The sequence below is a fragment of the Bradyrhizobium sp. USDA 10063 genome, assembly GCF_054063735.1.
The window spans coordinates 4218238-4232374 of the sequence record NZ_JBSSGP010000002.1 but is presented as its reverse complement, the minus strand read 5'-3'; the positions used below and the strand labels follow the sequence as shown (position 1 = coordinate 4232374).

The 14137-nt window shown below is 61.9% G+C and carries 9 protein-coding genes and 1 pseudogene; 7 read left to right on the top strand and 3 right to left on the bottom strand.

From position 1 onward, the window contains the following. Nucleotides 1–160 precede the first annotated feature (160 nt). From ACVJGD_RS22035 to ACVJGD_RS22015, 5 genes and pseudogenes are all read left to right on the top strand, one after another. Nucleotides 161–1414: pseudogene (locus ACVJGD_RS22035) on the top strand (putative DNA modification/repair radical SAM protein). Between the two features lie 84 nt (nucleotides 1415–1498). After that, on the top strand, nucleotides 1499–2863 hold the full coding sequence (locus tag ACVJGD_RS22030) for a UdgX family uracil-DNA binding protein (RefSeq protein WP_456636293.1): 1365 nt from the start codon (nucleotides 1499–1501) through the stop codon (nucleotides 2861–2863). A gap of 582 nt (nucleotides 2864–3445) precedes the next feature. Next, on the top strand, nucleotides 3446–4516 hold the full coding sequence (locus tag ACVJGD_RS22025) for a hypothetical protein (protein ID WP_456636292.1): 1071 nt from the start codon (nucleotides 3446–3448) through the stop codon (nucleotides 4514–4516). After that, nucleotides 4513–7515 carry a response regulator gene (locus ACVJGD_RS22020; protein WP_456636291.1) on the top strand — a complete coding sequence of 1001 codons (3003 nt, stop codon included), beginning with the start codon at nucleotides 4513–4515 and terminating at the stop codon, nucleotides 7513–7515. Before ACVJGD_RS22025 ends, ACVJGD_RS22020 begins: the two co-directional genes overlap by 4 nt. A 413-nt stretch (nucleotides 7516–7928) precedes the next feature. Further along, on the top strand, nucleotides 7929–9011 hold the full coding sequence (locus ACVJGD_RS22015) for a SphA family protein (protein WP_456636290.1): 1083 nt from the start codon (nucleotides 7929–7931) through the stop codon (nucleotides 9009–9011). Between the two features lie 24 nt (nucleotides 9012–9035). Here the strand turns inward: ACVJGD_RS22015 and ACVJGD_RS22010 are convergent, their stop codons facing one another. Further along, nucleotides 9036–11489, bottom strand: coding sequence for a tetratricopeptide repeat protein (locus ACVJGD_RS22010; RefSeq protein ID WP_456636289.1), 2454 nt, complete (start codon nucleotides 11487–11489; stop codon nucleotides 9036–9038). A gap of 359 nt (nucleotides 11490–11848) precedes the next feature. Between ACVJGD_RS22010 and ACVJGD_RS22005 the strand changes: the two genes are divergently transcribed. Continuing rightward, entirely contained in the window at nucleotides 11849–12076 is a 228-nt protein-coding gene (locus ACVJGD_RS22005) for a hypothetical protein (RefSeq protein ID WP_456636288.1), read from the top strand. Nucleotides 12077–12104: 28 nt separating this feature from the next. Here ACVJGD_RS22005 and ACVJGD_RS22000 read toward each other — a convergent pair whose 3' ends face one another. Next, nucleotides 12105–12704, bottom strand: a complete 600-nt coding sequence (locus ACVJGD_RS22000; RefSeq protein ID WP_456636287.1) for a hypothetical protein — start codon at nucleotides 12702–12704, stop codon at nucleotides 12105–12107. Here ACVJGD_RS22000 and ACVJGD_RS21995 point away from each other — a divergent pair. Continuing rightward, a complete protein-coding gene (locus ACVJGD_RS21995) occupies nucleotides 12703–12930 on the top strand; it encodes a hypothetical protein (protein WP_456636286.1) in 228 nt (75 codons plus the stop codon). The two genes, ACVJGD_RS22000 and ACVJGD_RS21995, sit on opposite strands and share 2 nt — an antisense overlap. Nucleotides 12931–13098: 168 nt before the next feature. On the opposite strand, the gene ACVJGD_RS21990 is transcribed toward ACVJGD_RS21995, so the two are convergent. Next, nucleotides 13099–13878: a hypothetical protein gene (locus ACVJGD_RS21990; protein ID WP_456636285.1), complete on the bottom strand. Its 780-nt coding sequence runs from the start codon at nucleotides 13876–13878 to the stop codon at nucleotides 13099–13101. Nucleotides 13879–14137 lie beyond the last annotated feature (259 nt).

The window sequence follows — 14137 nt, the reverse complement described above, 5'->3', positions numbered from 1 at the left end:
GTGCTCGCAATCTTAAACGGCCGGATCTTCGCGCTGACTTATCCAGAGGTTTGCTGTGCGGCGAATTTTTAGCTGAGGTAGAACGTGGCGAGAGTCGACTCGCATCCGCTCTTTGAACGTGTGCGAAGAAAAGAACAAAAAGTGAACACTTGCTACCCAAATGTCAAGGTCCCTGTTGCAGAAGCTTGAAATCCTCGCGGACGCTGCAAAGTACGACGTCTCCTGCGCATCGTCGGGCGGCACCAGGCGCAACGCCCGGACGGGCGGCCTCGGCTCGACTACCGGCGCCGGCATCTGTCATGCTTACACGCCTGATGGGCGTTGCATCTCGCTGCTAAAAATTTTGCTGACCAACTTTTGCAGGTATGACTGCGCCTATTGCGTCAGCCGTCGCTCCAGCAACGTTAAGCGCGCGCGCTTTTCGGTAGAGGAGGTCGTGCAGCTAACGCTCGACCTTTACCGTCGCAATTGCATCGAAGGGCTGTTCCTATCGTCCGGAATTGCGCGCAGCGAGGATGACACCATGGCCGATCTGGTGCGGGTCGCGAAATCGCTCCGCACGGAGCACGGTTTTTGAGGTTACATCCATTTGAAAACGATACCTGGCGCGAGCGACGAGCTAATAGCGGAGGCCGGCATCTACGCTGACCGTCTCTCGATGAATGTCGAATTGCCAAGCGAACGATCACTGGCCGCGTTCGCGCCGGAGAAAAGTTCCGCCAGCATAAAAAAGGGCCTCGCGCTAACCCGCGCCGGCATCGACAACGCGGTCGATGCGCGAAAGCGCTTCGACGCAAACACCGCCGGCCGCGCCCGTCCGCCGCGTTTCGCGCCGGCTGGCCAATCCACGCAAATTATTATCGGAGCCGATCAAACTGACGATCTCGCGATCCTTGGCGCATCCGTATCTCTCTATGCTTCATATCGATTGAAGCGTGTCTACTATTCTGGATTCAGCCCGACCGGCCATCCTTCGGCGCATCTGCCGACGGTGCCGACGCCGTTGGTCCGTGAGCACCGTCTCTATCAAGCGGACTGGTTGCTTCGCTACTACGGCTTCACGTTGCCCGACCTGGCGGCGGCCGCTCCGTCGGGCGCGCTCGATCACGACATCGATCCCAAGTTGGCCTGGGCACTTCGCCACCGGCACTGTTTTCCGGTTGACGTCAATCGCGGCGAGCGGGAGATGCTGCTGCGAGTGCCGGGGCTCGGCGTGCGCACCGTAGACCGCCTCATCGGTTCGCGCCGCACCGCGACGCTCCGCCTGGATGATGTGGCGCGGCTGTGCGGCGCCATCTCGCGTGCGCGACCTTTCATCGTAACCGCCGATTGGCATCCCGGCGCGAGGCTCGAAGATGCACACCTGCAACACAAGTTCGCGCCGCGGGCAATTCAACTGCGTCTGTTCGGGTGAACGATGTACGCGGTGCCTCCCTCTCGGGACCCGGATGAAGGTGCTTTTCGCGCGATTGCCCGCCGCTGCCTCGCTCTGGGGCTAATGCCGGGCGACGTCGTGTTTACCACGGAGGACGAGCCGTCTTTGCTGCCAATCCTGCCGTCCCACGGTTCCGAGCCGAAGGCATTCAGCGTGCCCCGCGCCTATGCTGAGCTTTTGACGGATGCCGTTTGCCACCGCGCCGCCGACCGCTTCGGGATTCTCTATCGCGTGCTGTGGCGGATCACGCAGGGCGATCGCAAACTTGTCGCGCGGGCCTCCGATGCCGATGTGGCGCGGCTAAACGAATATGCCAGCAACGTGCGACGCGACATTCACAAGACACACGCGTTCCTGCGTTTTCGGCCGCGCCAGGTCGAGGGCCGGACGCTGCACGGCGCATGGTTTGAGCCGCAGCATTACACGCTCAGGCGCTCCGCGCCGTTTTTCGTCGACCGATTCGCCAACATGGACTGGCTAATCGCGACGCCGATCGGCACCGCGGCGTGGAGCGAGGGTCGGCTGGCATTCGGACCACCCATCTCTAGGCCCGCTGAGGCCAACGATGTCGTGCTCGACGAATTGTGGCTCACTTACTACCGCACCACGTTCAATCCGGCGCGTGTGCGGACGAAGTCGATGGTCAACGAGATGCCCCGCCATTACTGGCGCAACATGCCTGAGGCGTCGCTCATCCCCGAGATGGTCGCCAGCGCAAACGGACGCGTCGCGGACATGAATGGGAGAGTGCCCGATCGCCCGCCACTGTTTGCAAGAAAAATCGCCGCCCGGCTTCGGCCGCAAGCACCCGCTCCGGAAATTCCGCTGGAGCGTCTACGCGCGAAAGCGGTCGGCTGCACACGATGCCCGCTGTTTGGTCCCGCTACGCAAACGGTGTTCGGCGACGGACCGCCCGAAGCAAAGGTGATGTTCGTTGGCGAGCAGCCCGGCGACCAGGAGGATTTGGTCGGCCGACCGTTCGTAGGTCCAGCGGGGCAGCTGTTCGACCGCGCGGCGGCCGAGGCCGGCATCTCACGCGACACGGCTTACATCACTAACGCGGTGAAGCATTTCAAGTACGAGCCGCGTGGTAAGCGGCGCATCCACTCCAAACCAAACGCCGACGAGGTGACCGCCTGTCGCTGGTGGCTTGAGCGCGAGCTTGCGGTCGTGAAGCCCCGGCTGGTGGTGGCGCTCGGCGCGACCGCCGCGCTGGCGCTCGCGGGCCGCGCCGTGTCGGTCACACGTCAACGCGGCATGATGGCGTTCGGTTCGTATCGTGGGTTCGTGACGGTGCACCCCTCATTTCTGCTGAGGTTGCCGCGGGAGGACGTGGAAGTTCAGTACGAGGCGTTCGTCAAGGACCTTCGCGCCGTGCGCGCGCTGATAGCGCAACCCCGCAACGATCGCAACGCGCTTGGATGCTGAGCCTGCCGAATCTGAGCCGCTCTCCGATCGGTCACTCCGCTCGTGTGGCATGGCTGCCTTCGGAATGGGGCCGGCCTACGTCTCGATCAATTTGCGGAGCCCATGTACCGGAGCGCGACTTGGTGATGACGTGATTGAATGGACCTGAACTCCTCGCCGGGTTCGCCTGGAGGACCACCTTGATCGCCCGAACGCCCAAGCAAATCGGAGATGCCATCCGCCGGCAGGGTGGCAAGCGCGGCCTGAACCAGACCAGCGTCAGAGGAAAAACGGGAGAGGATGCGGGCCGGAACTGAAACGAAAGCGGTGACTGCGCGGTTCGCCAGCCCGAGGCGGAGGCCCAGGGCTGCGGCTTGACGGTAAGGCGCAGCCCCAAAGCGACGGGCGTGCGCAGCCGTGAGGATCTTTCGCTCAGCCGCGCGCCCAGCGTGTTGAGGTGCCCATGCGGCGATGGGCGGAACCAAAGGAGCCGTGTTGCGTTGTAGTGCTTACTTTTGTGACTAAGAAATTGAAAGCATTACAGTATTCGTCCGGCGCGGAAACGCGATTTGACGATATTAGGAACAGCCGCTGCAGGGGAAAATGCCGCGCTATCCAGCCTATACGACGACGGTGATCGGCGCGCACAGCGTGCCGCGCTGGTACGAGGGCCTCGATCGCCTGGTCGCGCTTGGCCAGCTTACCGAAGGCGATCTCGCCGACGCGCAACTCCGCGCGTCGCAGGCCGCGATCCTTGAACAGGAGGTTGCCGGCATTGATGTCATCACGGGCGGAGAGATGCATCGGCGCCGCCACAACCGACACTCGCCGCCCAATGCCATGCTGAACCACTTCTGGCAGAGGATTCCCTCGTTCCAGGGCGAGACCAAGCCCAAGCCCATCACGAAGTACGATCCGAACGTCTTTCATCCGGCGGCGATCTGCCGCGGGCCGATCCCTGACACCATCGACCTCGGCCTTGCCGAGGAATTCAAAACAGTCTCAGCCTTCGCAAGCAAACCTGTCAAAATCACGATGACTGGGCCGCATCTGCTCACCGCGCTCGCTTTTGATGAGTATTACAACGACACAAAAAGGATGATCGGAGATTTCGGCAAACTGCTGCATCAGAACTTTCAGGCTCTCGCGGCAGAGGGTTGCAAGCATATCCAGATCGACGAGCCATATTTCACCGTTGCTGGAGACGATGAAGTCCGTGCGGCCATCGATGCCATCAACCTGTCTATCGAGGATTTGCCCAACGATGTGCACGTCATGGTGCATGTCTGCCAAGGCAACTACGCCGTTGGTCCCGACTATGACGGGCAGATCGGGCACCGCTATTTCGACCACGGACGGTACAAGGCCGATCTCGTGTGCGGGATCGAATGCGACGGCTATCTGATCGAACACGACATGGCGCCGCATTATCGATCCTGCTTGGGAGACCGTCAGCTCGGCATCGGGGCCGTCGACGTACAAGCCCCCAACGTAGAAACCGCCGAGCAGGTGGCTGAACGTATCCAAACGCACCGCTGGCTCTCGCCAGAGCAAACACTGATCACCAGCTCCTGCGGCTTCAACCATCTGCCTCGCCATATAGCGCTCGGCAAGTTGCGCGCGATGGTCGAGGCCAAGGCTATCCTCACCGGAAATGCGCGCTCAACCCTATGAACCAAGAGACGCAAAATCCTGGCGGCTCCACATCCCGCACATCGGTGCTGAAGCGGCAGCTCCGGGAGGCGCAGGCCGCGAGCGGTATCGGCGCTTTTGTTCTCGACCTTTCCCTGGAGGAATGGGCCTGGAGTCCGCCGCTTGCCGGCCTGTTCGGTTTCGCCAGCGACCGTGCGCCCGAAAGATTCGAGGAATGGCTCCAGTCTGTGTTCATCGACGATGTGCCCAAGATTAGGCATGCGATCGATACGGCCAGTGCCAGCGGCGGATTCTATGTTGAATTCCGCGTCAGGCGATCCGAAGGTCCGTTGCAATGGCTAGCAGGCAAAGGGGAGGCAAGCGATGGGATATTGCGGGGCATCTTCTATGACATCGGCGAGCGAAAGCAGCTTGAGGCGCGCCTTCTCGCCGTCAACGAAACGCTGGAAGCACGCTTGGCGGAGTTGCGCGAGGAGGCGCGTGCGCTCGAAGTATTGAACCGCACCGGCATCGCGGTCGGGGCGGAGCTTGATTTGGAGCGGCTCGTGCAAGCCGTGACCGACGCCGGCGTCGAGCTTAGCGGTGCGCAATTCGGGGCCTTCTTTTATAATGTCGTGCGGCCTGACCGCGAGGCCTACACGCTCTTCACCCTTTCCGGCGCGTCGCGTGAGGCGTTCGCCGGATTTCCCATGCCGCGCAACACGGAAGTGTTTGAGCCGACGTTCCGCGGCACCGGTGTCGTGCGCTCCCCGGACATTCTCGCCGATCCGCGCTACGGCAAGATGGAGCCCTACCGGGGGATGCCGCACGGCCATTTGCCCGTCCGCAGCTATCTGGCGGTGCCTGTGCTATCGCGCAGCGGGGAAGTCCTGGGCGGGCTGTTCTTCGGCCACGGCCAGCCGGGAATTTTCACCGCCCGGGCCGAGCGAATTTTGGTCGGGCTTGCCGCCCAAGCCGCGGTGGCGATCGACAATTCACGGCTGTTTGCGGCCAGTCAGCGCGAATTGGCCGCGCGAAAAGAGGCCGAAGCGCGGCTCCAGGCATTGAACCGCGGGCTTGAAGAGCGGGCGCTTCAACGTGCGGCCGAGCTCGCCTCCAGCACGCTCAAGCTGGAAGAGAGCGAGCGCCGCTTCCGGCTTCTGGTCGAGGGCGTGAACGATTACGCGATCTTCATGCTCGACCCCAACGGGCTCGTCATCAACTGGAATCCCGGCGCACAACGCATCAAGGGTTACACGCGCGAGGAAATCATCGGACAGCATTTTTCCCGCTTCTATACCGAGGAGGACCGCGCCAAGCAGGTCCCATGGAACGCACTCGAAACAGCCGCCGCCACCGGAAAGTTCGAAACGGAAGGCTGGCGGGTGCGCAAGAACGGCACTCAGTTCTGGGCCAGCGTGGTCATCAATGCGATCCGCGATGCACGCGGTGCGATTCTTGGCTTTGCGAAAGTGACGCGCGATCTCACCGAACGGCGCGCCGCCGAGGAACGTTTGCACCAATCTCAAAAGATGGAAGGGATTGGGCAGCTCACCGGCGGCGTCGCCCATGACTTCAACAATCTGCTGACCATCATCATTGGCAACCTTGAAACCTTGCAGCGCAACTTCCGGGACGATGGTCTGGACAAGAGCCGCTTGCAGCGCGCGGCCGATAACGCCATGCGCGGGGCGCGGCGAGCGGAGGCCCTCACGCAGCGGCTGCTCGCCTTCTCAAGACAGCAACCGCTTGAACCGAAGGCGGTCGACGTCGGGCGGATGGTGGCGGGCATGTCCGATCTGCTGCGCCGCACGCTTGGCGAAAACATCGCGGTCGAGACGGTTCACGCCGGGGGCTTGTGGCGCGCCTTTGCCGATTCAAACCAACTCGAAGTGGCCATCCTCAATCTCGCCGTCAATGCCCGGGACGCCATGCCAAAGGGCGGGAAGCTCACCATTGAGACGGCCAACGTCCATCTCGACGAAATTTATGCCGCTGCCCAAGCCGAAGTGCTGCCCGGGCAGTACGTCTTGCTTGCCGTTAGCGATACCGGCGTGGGCATGACGGCGGATACAAAGGCAAAAGCCTTCGATCCGTTCTTCACTACGAAGGATGTCGGGCACGGAACCGGGCTTGGTCTGTCCCAAGTGTACGGCTTCGTTAAGCAGTCGCGCGGCCACGTCAAGATCTACAGCGAAGTCGGTGAGGGGACGACCGTCAAAATCTACCTGCCGCGGCACCATGCGGACGCCCCAGAGGAAGAGGAAACGGGGGAGCGGGGGATTGCGCGTGGCCGCCACAGCGAGATCGTGCTGGTGGTCGAGGATGACGAGGACGTGCGGACATATTCAACAGAGAGCTTGCGGGAACTCGGCTACAGCGTGCTTGAGGCATCCCATGCGCGCGCGGCGCTTCAGATGCTCGACGCCCATCCCGATATCGCGGTTCTATTTACGGATGTCGGCCTGCCCGGCGGCACGAATGGCCGCCAGCTCGCCGAAGAGGCGCGCAAGCGTCATCCGAACCTCAAGATCTTGTTTACGACTGGCTACGCGAGGAACGCCATCGTTCATGACGGGCGGCTCGACCCCGGTGTCGAGCTGTTGACCAAGCCATTCACGCAAGCCGCGCTCGGGGCGAAGCTGCGCGACATCCTCGATGCGCGATCGACTCCGGCCCGGGTCTTGGTCGTGGAAGACGAGGCGCTGATTCAGATGCTCGCGCGGGAGTACCTTGAAGAATGCGCCTTGAAAGTGGATGTGGCGTCTTCTGCCGCCGAGGCTCTCAACAAGCTGCGCCTCATTCCGGGCGGCGTCGATGCCATGGTCGTCGACATGGGACTTCCGGACAGCAAAGGCGATACGCTTATCCGTGAAGTACGCTCGATCTACCCGTCGATGCCGATCGTCATCGCGAGCGGCCAAAGGGCGGGCGACATGCGCGAGATGGTTAAAGGGATGGTCTCGGTCGCGATCGTGAACAAGCCATACACCTCGGACGAGCTCAAGGCGGCGATCCGGACGGTCGGCATCCGCTGCTGATCGCGTTGACTAAGGCTGAAACGCCGCGGGCTGGAGCCGCCGCTCCCGCGGCCAAGCTACAATGCCGGCCTTGTTTTCACATCCTTGCTAGCCGCGCCGGCGTCAATCGTGGAAAATCGGGGGGATGGCGCCGTAGCAGGGCGCATGGATTGGCGAAGCAGGAAAGCCGCAGCCTTGGATTTTGCGAGAGTTCGGTCTGTGCGGCTATGCAAATTCGGCAAACCGGCAGGTACTTGCACCCGGGAAATTGTGGCATGGAAGGCACAGTCTCTTGCCAAGGATGCACAAGTCGGGAAAGCACGGATCACGTGTGGATGCGCTGTGATAGTATCTCCTCGTTTCCGGTCCCTCGCACGCCGGATCATTCTTCGGCTGTGACGGGAGAGCCGTTGAAGAAAAGGGGGGATTGGCAGATGAAGGGCGGGAAATCGCTATCGACGGCCGGTTTCGTCCGGCGGTTGAGCGCGGCAGCAATTGCGGCCTTACTCGTGCTCCCCGACCAAGCAGCGCGCGCCGATGAGGGCGGCATCAGCTTCTGGATACCCGGCTTCTTCGGTAGCCTCGCGGCTACCCCCCAACAGCCGGGTTGGTCGATAACTTCGATTTACTATCGCACGGCGGTTTCCGCCGGCGGAAACGTGGCGCGGGCACGGGAAATCACGATCGGTCAAATACCGACGAACCTGACGGCCAGCCTGGACGCCAGGGTCAATGCAACCGCCAATCTCGGCATAGTGGCCCCCAGTTACGTTTTCGAGACACCTGTGCTGGGTGCGCAGGCCTCCGCCACCCTGTTAGGGCTTTACGGCAACAACTCGACGTCACTGGCCGGGCAGCTCACAGGAACACTGACAACGCCGGGCGGCACGTTTCCGTTCTCGCGGTTCGACAGCATCGATAGCTCGCTCACCGCATTTGGCGATCTGATCCCGATTTTCCAGTTGAAGTGGAATGCCGGCGTTCACAACTACATGACCTACATCACGGGGGACATCCCGGTCGGGGCCTACGAATCATCCCGCCTTGCAAATCTGGGGCTCGGGCATTGGGCGATCGACGCCGGCGGCGGCTACACCTATTTCGACCCGAAGACCGGGCATGAAGCTTCGGCGGTGCTCGGGTTCACTTACAACTTCATAAACCCTGCTACTCAATACCAGAGTGGCGTCGACATGCACCTCGACTGGGGCGTGTCGCAATTCCTGACCAAGCAGTGGCAGGTCGGCCTCGTGGGTTACCTCTACCAGCAGATCGGCTGTGACAGCGGCTCCGGCGATCGCGTCGGCTGCTTCCAGTCGCGGGTGGTCGGCGTCGGACCGCAGCTCGGCTACATTTTCCCGGTCGGAGACATGCAGGGCTATCTAAACCTGAAAGCCTATGGCGAATTTGCCAACGAGAATCGGCCGGCGGGCTGGAACCTCTGGCTGACGTTCAACCTCTCCCCCGCAGCGCCAACGCCGCCTACGTCACCGAGGCCGATAGTGAGGAAATACTAGCGCTGGTCCCACGGTTCAATGACGTCACTTCAGACGCGCGCGAAGATCGTCGGTGAGGCGGGTCAATTCACGGTCATTCGGGAAGAGGCGAGAGAGTCGCTCAGCATATTCGAGCGCGGCACCGATGTTGCCGGAATCGCGGTTGAACGTGACGAGAGCTGACAGGGTTTCGCGATCGTTCGGATGCCGAGCGAGGTTCTTCTTCAACACGTCAATCGATTCATCGATGCGGCCCGCCGAATGCAGCGCCACGGCGTAGACATAGGCGTAGCGCGATCGGTCTGGTTCGAGCTCGCTGGCCATGCGGAATTCGTCGAGCGCGTCATCCCGTCGTTTCTGTCGGGTCAGGCTGAGCCCAAGCGCATGGTGCAAACCGGCGTCCTGACGTGAAGACGCGATGGCTGTTCTCAGGATACTTTCGCCGTCGCTATCCCGGCCAAGCTGCCGATACAGGTCCGCCAGATTTATCGCCGCAGGCGTGTATTGGGGACTGAGACGGACGGCTGCCTTGTATTCTCCCTCTGCATCGGCTGTCAGCCCGCGCCGCGCGTAGAAGTTTCCGAGCATCGAGCGGGCTTCGGGCCGGTCAGCGTTGAGGCGTTGCGCCGCAACGAACTCGGCCGCCGCCCGGTCAAACGCGCCGCGGTCGGGGGCTGGCTGGCTGGCAACTGGCACGGCGGCCAAAACGGACACCGCTCTGATACGAACGCCGCGGCTTGGATCGGAGAGAAGAGGCGAGACGAGCGGCCAGATCCGATCGCCGGGCAGGCCGTCGAGCATGTCAAGTGCCGCGACCCGCACCATTGGGTCAGGATCGGCCAAGCCCTTGCGGGCGAGCTCGATATTCGTGGGCGAGACGCGCGAATGAAGTTCGCTTAGGGCGCTTGCACGCGCGATTGCCGGCGCCGTGGGACTGGCCGCCACCATAGCCAACAACGCGGGCGCATCGGCGCGGTCGGTCCAGGAAGCCTGGAATGCCTCGGCGTAATTCTGGAAGCCCTTTCGCACAGGCCCGTGCCAGCGCTCGATCGCGTCGGCCGCCCATTTTGCGGATTTGTCGGCGTGACAATCGTTGCAGGCATTGGGTGTCCCGAGCTTCACGGAGAGATCCGGCCTCGGAATTCGAAGGCTGTGGTCGTGCCGTTTGTCGACCACCATGTAGGTGCTGACAGGCATATGGCATGAGGCGCAGGTTACGGTCGGCGTTACGCCTTCGTGGCGATTGTGCGAGGCAACCTCATACTTCTCCGAAGCATGGCATTGCAGGCAAACGCCATCGCCCGGAGCGCGAAGCGTGGCGGCATGAGGCTCGTGGCAATCGCTGCAGGTGACGCCGGCCGCGAACATCCTGCTCTGCTTGAACGATCCATAGTTGTAGACCTCGTCGCGCATCTGCCCATCAGCGTGATACAGGCCGCGGGCAAGGGGGGAGACGACGTGCGTATCGGACAACGCTTGTCCGGGCACCCAGTCCTCGGAAAATTCGCCGCGTCGGGCGTGGCACAGACCGCAAGTCTCAACCTCCCTGCGCGTCACCGCAGGGGCGACGCTGCGCTGCGGATTGCCGGTCTTCGGATCGGGGTGCCAAGTAATGCCGTTGCGCTCGTTCAAGAAGACGGCGAGCCCCTTGCGCGGGTCGTCATCTCTCGCAAACCAGCTCCGTTGGCTCATCGCCCAATCGACGTGGCGCGAGCCTTTGCCGTGGCACGCCTCGCAGCCGACGCTGATTTCTGCCCATGTCGTCTGGAAACGATCATTGGTCGCGTCGTAGTTCTTCCGTACGCCGGTTGAATGACACTCCGCGCACATGAAGTTCCAGTTCTGATTGAGCTTGGTCCAGTGCAGCACGTCGTCGTGCTTGATCTCCTCGCCGGGATAGAGATGAAACCAGCGTTGGCCGCCCTGGTCTTTCGGCCTGCTGTCCCAGGCGATCGAAAGCGCCTGTATGCGTCCATCCGGAAATTCGATCAGATATTGCTGGAGCGGATCAACGCCGAAGGCGTATTTGACTTCGAAGGTCGCGAGCTTGCCGTCGGGGCCGTCGGTTTCGACGAAGAATCTGTTGGCATCTTTGAAAAAGCGCGAATGGATGCCGAAATAGTCGAAGCTGGCATCATCGAAATTGCCGAGCACGGAAGCGGCCGTAGCATGCTGCATGGCATGCTTGTGCTGGGATTGTTTCCACAACGCGGTTTCAGCCTGATGGCACCCGGCGCAGGCTTCGCTGCCGACAAAGGCGAGGGCAGGGGCCACGTCGCTGCTGCGAAGAGCTTTGGGCAAGACGATGTCGTCCTCGGTGACGAACAGCGAAGTCACGCCCGCGAGCGCGACGACTGTCGCCAGTATCGCTAGGCGGGTCGCCGACTGCCACGAGCGGCGGGGCGAGGCGCGCGCGCGATCGGCACGGGCGCCCGTCGAGGCCGAAGGGCGCCTCGAAAACCCATCGCTCCTGTCCGCTCTGATCTCCTTGCGCGCCACGGATTGTTACCTGCTGGCTAAGGGACTCCCAAATCCTCGTGCAGATCCTCGACGAGAAGCTGGGTCGAATCGACCTGAGTACGCTATGCCGTTTCGGCAGAAAGGCATGTCAGCAGGACAAGTCATCACATTCAAGCATCGAATTGAGTCTCGAAAGTCGGCGGCACCCCCTGATGGGCGTCCGCTTCTCGATAGCGCGCCCTGGCGCAATGTCGCCGATAGGTTCAAGCAGATCGCGGAATTGGGCCCAAAGGGCAATGTCGAGCAGGCGCACCGTATGTTATTATGCACGCTCGGCGAGTGGGCGGGCACCGCAACCTTGCTGCTCTCAACTGCGATGTGGAATCGGGAGATCGGAAATGTCACACAGATCCAGGATTGTCTTGACCACGTTACTGTGTTTGCTGGGCGCGCTGAACGCGGTCGCGCTGGTCGTTAATCTCTCGCAGCCATCAAGCGCAGCCGTCCCCAGAATGAGCTACGAGGATTTGCTGTGCGACCCCAATTTCACGCGAGCGGTCAAGACCATCGCGGAGCAATGCAGCGTGAACGTCGACCTCGCCAAGCTGAAGTGCCAAGGGGGATGAGCCTGCACGGCTATTATCTAGCGATCGGCTACTTCCCTGCCGCACGCGTCAGGATGGCTGTCATCAATTGGGCCGTCGTCTGATTGGAGACAACGGCCTGCCTCCGGAGTTCCCGATACACGTCTGGAGGAAGAGGAACATTGGCGATGATCAGCGTTCCCGCTGGCATCATATTTACCGAGATCTGCCGCTCCAGGACATTGTCGAACTGGCGCATGCGGCCCCATTTCTCTGCGGCGGTGAGCCCCGGCGTTCGGGCAACGACACGACAATAGGCAGCGATCAGGACGTTCTGCACATCGGTCCATGAGATAGCTGGGCTAGCGATTTGCAGCCGGTTGATCGCCTCGTTGATCTCGTTGGCGAGGTCGACGCGATTTTCGGTGCCAAACAACTCGCCGCCGGAAACGTCGCCGATGAGATCGGGAACGGAGGTTGAACCGATTTCTGGACAATCGAGAGTCTCGGCGCCGTAGCTTTGTCCGGTCGAGCAACTCAGCATGATAAGGACCACAAACACAAACCCGATGCATCGTCGTCGGCGCTTGCATGAAGCCGTGACGGGCGGACGCCGCGGTACAAACTCTGACGCGCGAGGGCGATCAAGCATTCCGAATGACATCAGCATGGCCAATCTCGAAGACGTCCTTGTGGAGGCAGTGCTATTGCTCGAACCGGAACACTCTCTTCCAATACGCTGCCGTCCAGAATTGCTGACCATAATAATCCGTGAAGATCGCGCCCTGGTTCGCGATGCGATCGATGTGGCCGAGGTTATAGGCGCTGATATTCCAGTATCCGATATCGTCGCCCATGATGATGAGGGTATTGAGCCTCTGCGGCTGTTGCGCTGATGCCGGCGTAACGATAGCCGCTGTGCCTACGAGCGTCGCGAACAGCCCGAGAAACACGCATTTCAGATCGCACGATCGATCCTCCATACCCAGCTCGGGCCCGGCTCGGCTGATCTGCGCGCTCTATTGGACCTACGGTCCCAGAGAGCGCGCATCATTCGCGTTGCTTCAGTAGCAAGGCGGATAGGGGTAGTAGCCGCAGTAGGGATAGGCGGCACTTGCCGCCGCCGCACCCAGCGCTGCCCCGCCGAGCGCCGCAGCGCCGTAGGCGTATGGAGCCCCGCGATACCAGGCGCCACGCGCGACGTAGGGATGATAGCCGACGGCACCGACCCGACCGAAGCGGACATCCCCCACTCGAGCGTAGCCGCCGCGGAAGCCGGCGGCGTGGAAGCCGCCGAAGCCGCCAGCATGGAAACCACCGGCGTGGAAGCCGCCGAAGCCGAAGCGGTCGATGAAGAGTGCCGCCGGCCCGTCGCCGCCCGTCAGTTCGCCTTCGAGCACGTCAACATCGAAGGTCAGCTTGTCGCCCTCGAGTTTGGCCGTCTTCAGTACCACGACGGCATCGCGGATTTTCGACCCGTCCGTGTTGAACACGGAGATCGTGCCGTTCGGCGGATCCTTCGTGAAGCTCTCATCGCTTTCGTTGCTGGGCGACCATTCCTCCAGCAGGTGCGTCGTAAGCGCATGCCCTGCCGCCCGCACCGGGCGGTCCGCGAAAACGATCGAGTTGGGCGCTACGCCGGTAAGGGTCAGTTTGCCGCCCTGCAGGCTGGCGCCGCGGGCGTTCATGACGATCAATGACGGCACGATATCCGGGCCGGGTTGGCCGATCGTCTTCTGCAGCGGTACGTGCTGCGGCACCGCAGGTGTGGTCTGCGCCAGAAGTGGTCCCGCGCTGGCGAGCAGAACGGCGATGATCATGCAAGCGCTGTGTGTCTTGGTCATGGTTGCGACTCCGTCTGTGCTGGTTCTTGCACTCGTCCCGAGTGCGGGCGCCCGTCATGGGGCGCCCACTTGCTCACACTGTCCTACGCGATCAGTCGCTCGGATGAGCCTCATGTTGCTTTTTGAACTCACGCAATTCAGTCGATGCCGCACCTGAGGCTCAGACAGAGGGGACGGGGGCATGGCACGTGGATCTGGACTCCAATCAAGCGCGTCTCGACAGCGGGGCGGCCATGGCCGCCCCCTTTTCTTCATCGCC

Bases quoted from the DNA above. Each gene is read 5' to 3' on its own strand.
- ACVJGD_RS22020 (WP_456636291.1), top strand. From the start codon at position 4,513: ATGAACCAAGAGACGCAAAATCCTGGCGGCTCCACATCCCGCACATCG.
- ACVJGD_RS22005 (WP_456636288.1), top strand. From the start codon at position 11,849: ATGTCACACAGATCCAGGATTGTCTTGACCACGTTACTGTGTTTGCTG.
- ACVJGD_RS22025 (WP_456636292.1), top strand. From the start codon at position 3,446: ATGCCGCGCTATCCAGCCTATACGACGACGGTGATCGGCGCGCACAGC.
- ACVJGD_RS22015 (WP_456636290.1), top strand. From the start codon at position 7,929: ATGAAGGGCGGGAAATCGCTATCGACGGCCGGTTTCGTCCGGCGGTTG.
- ACVJGD_RS22030 (WP_456636293.1), top strand. From the start codon at position 1,499: ATGCCGGGCGACGTCGTGTTTACCACGGAGGACGAGCCGTCTTTGCTG.
- ACVJGD_RS22000 (WP_456636287.1), bottom strand. From the start codon at position 12,704: ATGCTGATGTCATTCGGAATGCTTGATCGCCCTCGCGCGTCAGAGTTT.
- ACVJGD_RS21990 (WP_456636285.1), bottom strand. From the start codon at position 13,878: ATGACCAAGACACACAGCGCTTGCATGATCATCGCCGTTCTGCTCGCC.
- ACVJGD_RS21995 (WP_456636286.1), top strand. From the start codon at position 12,703: ATGGCCAATCTCGAAGACGTCCTTGTGGAGGCAGTGCTATTGCTCGAA.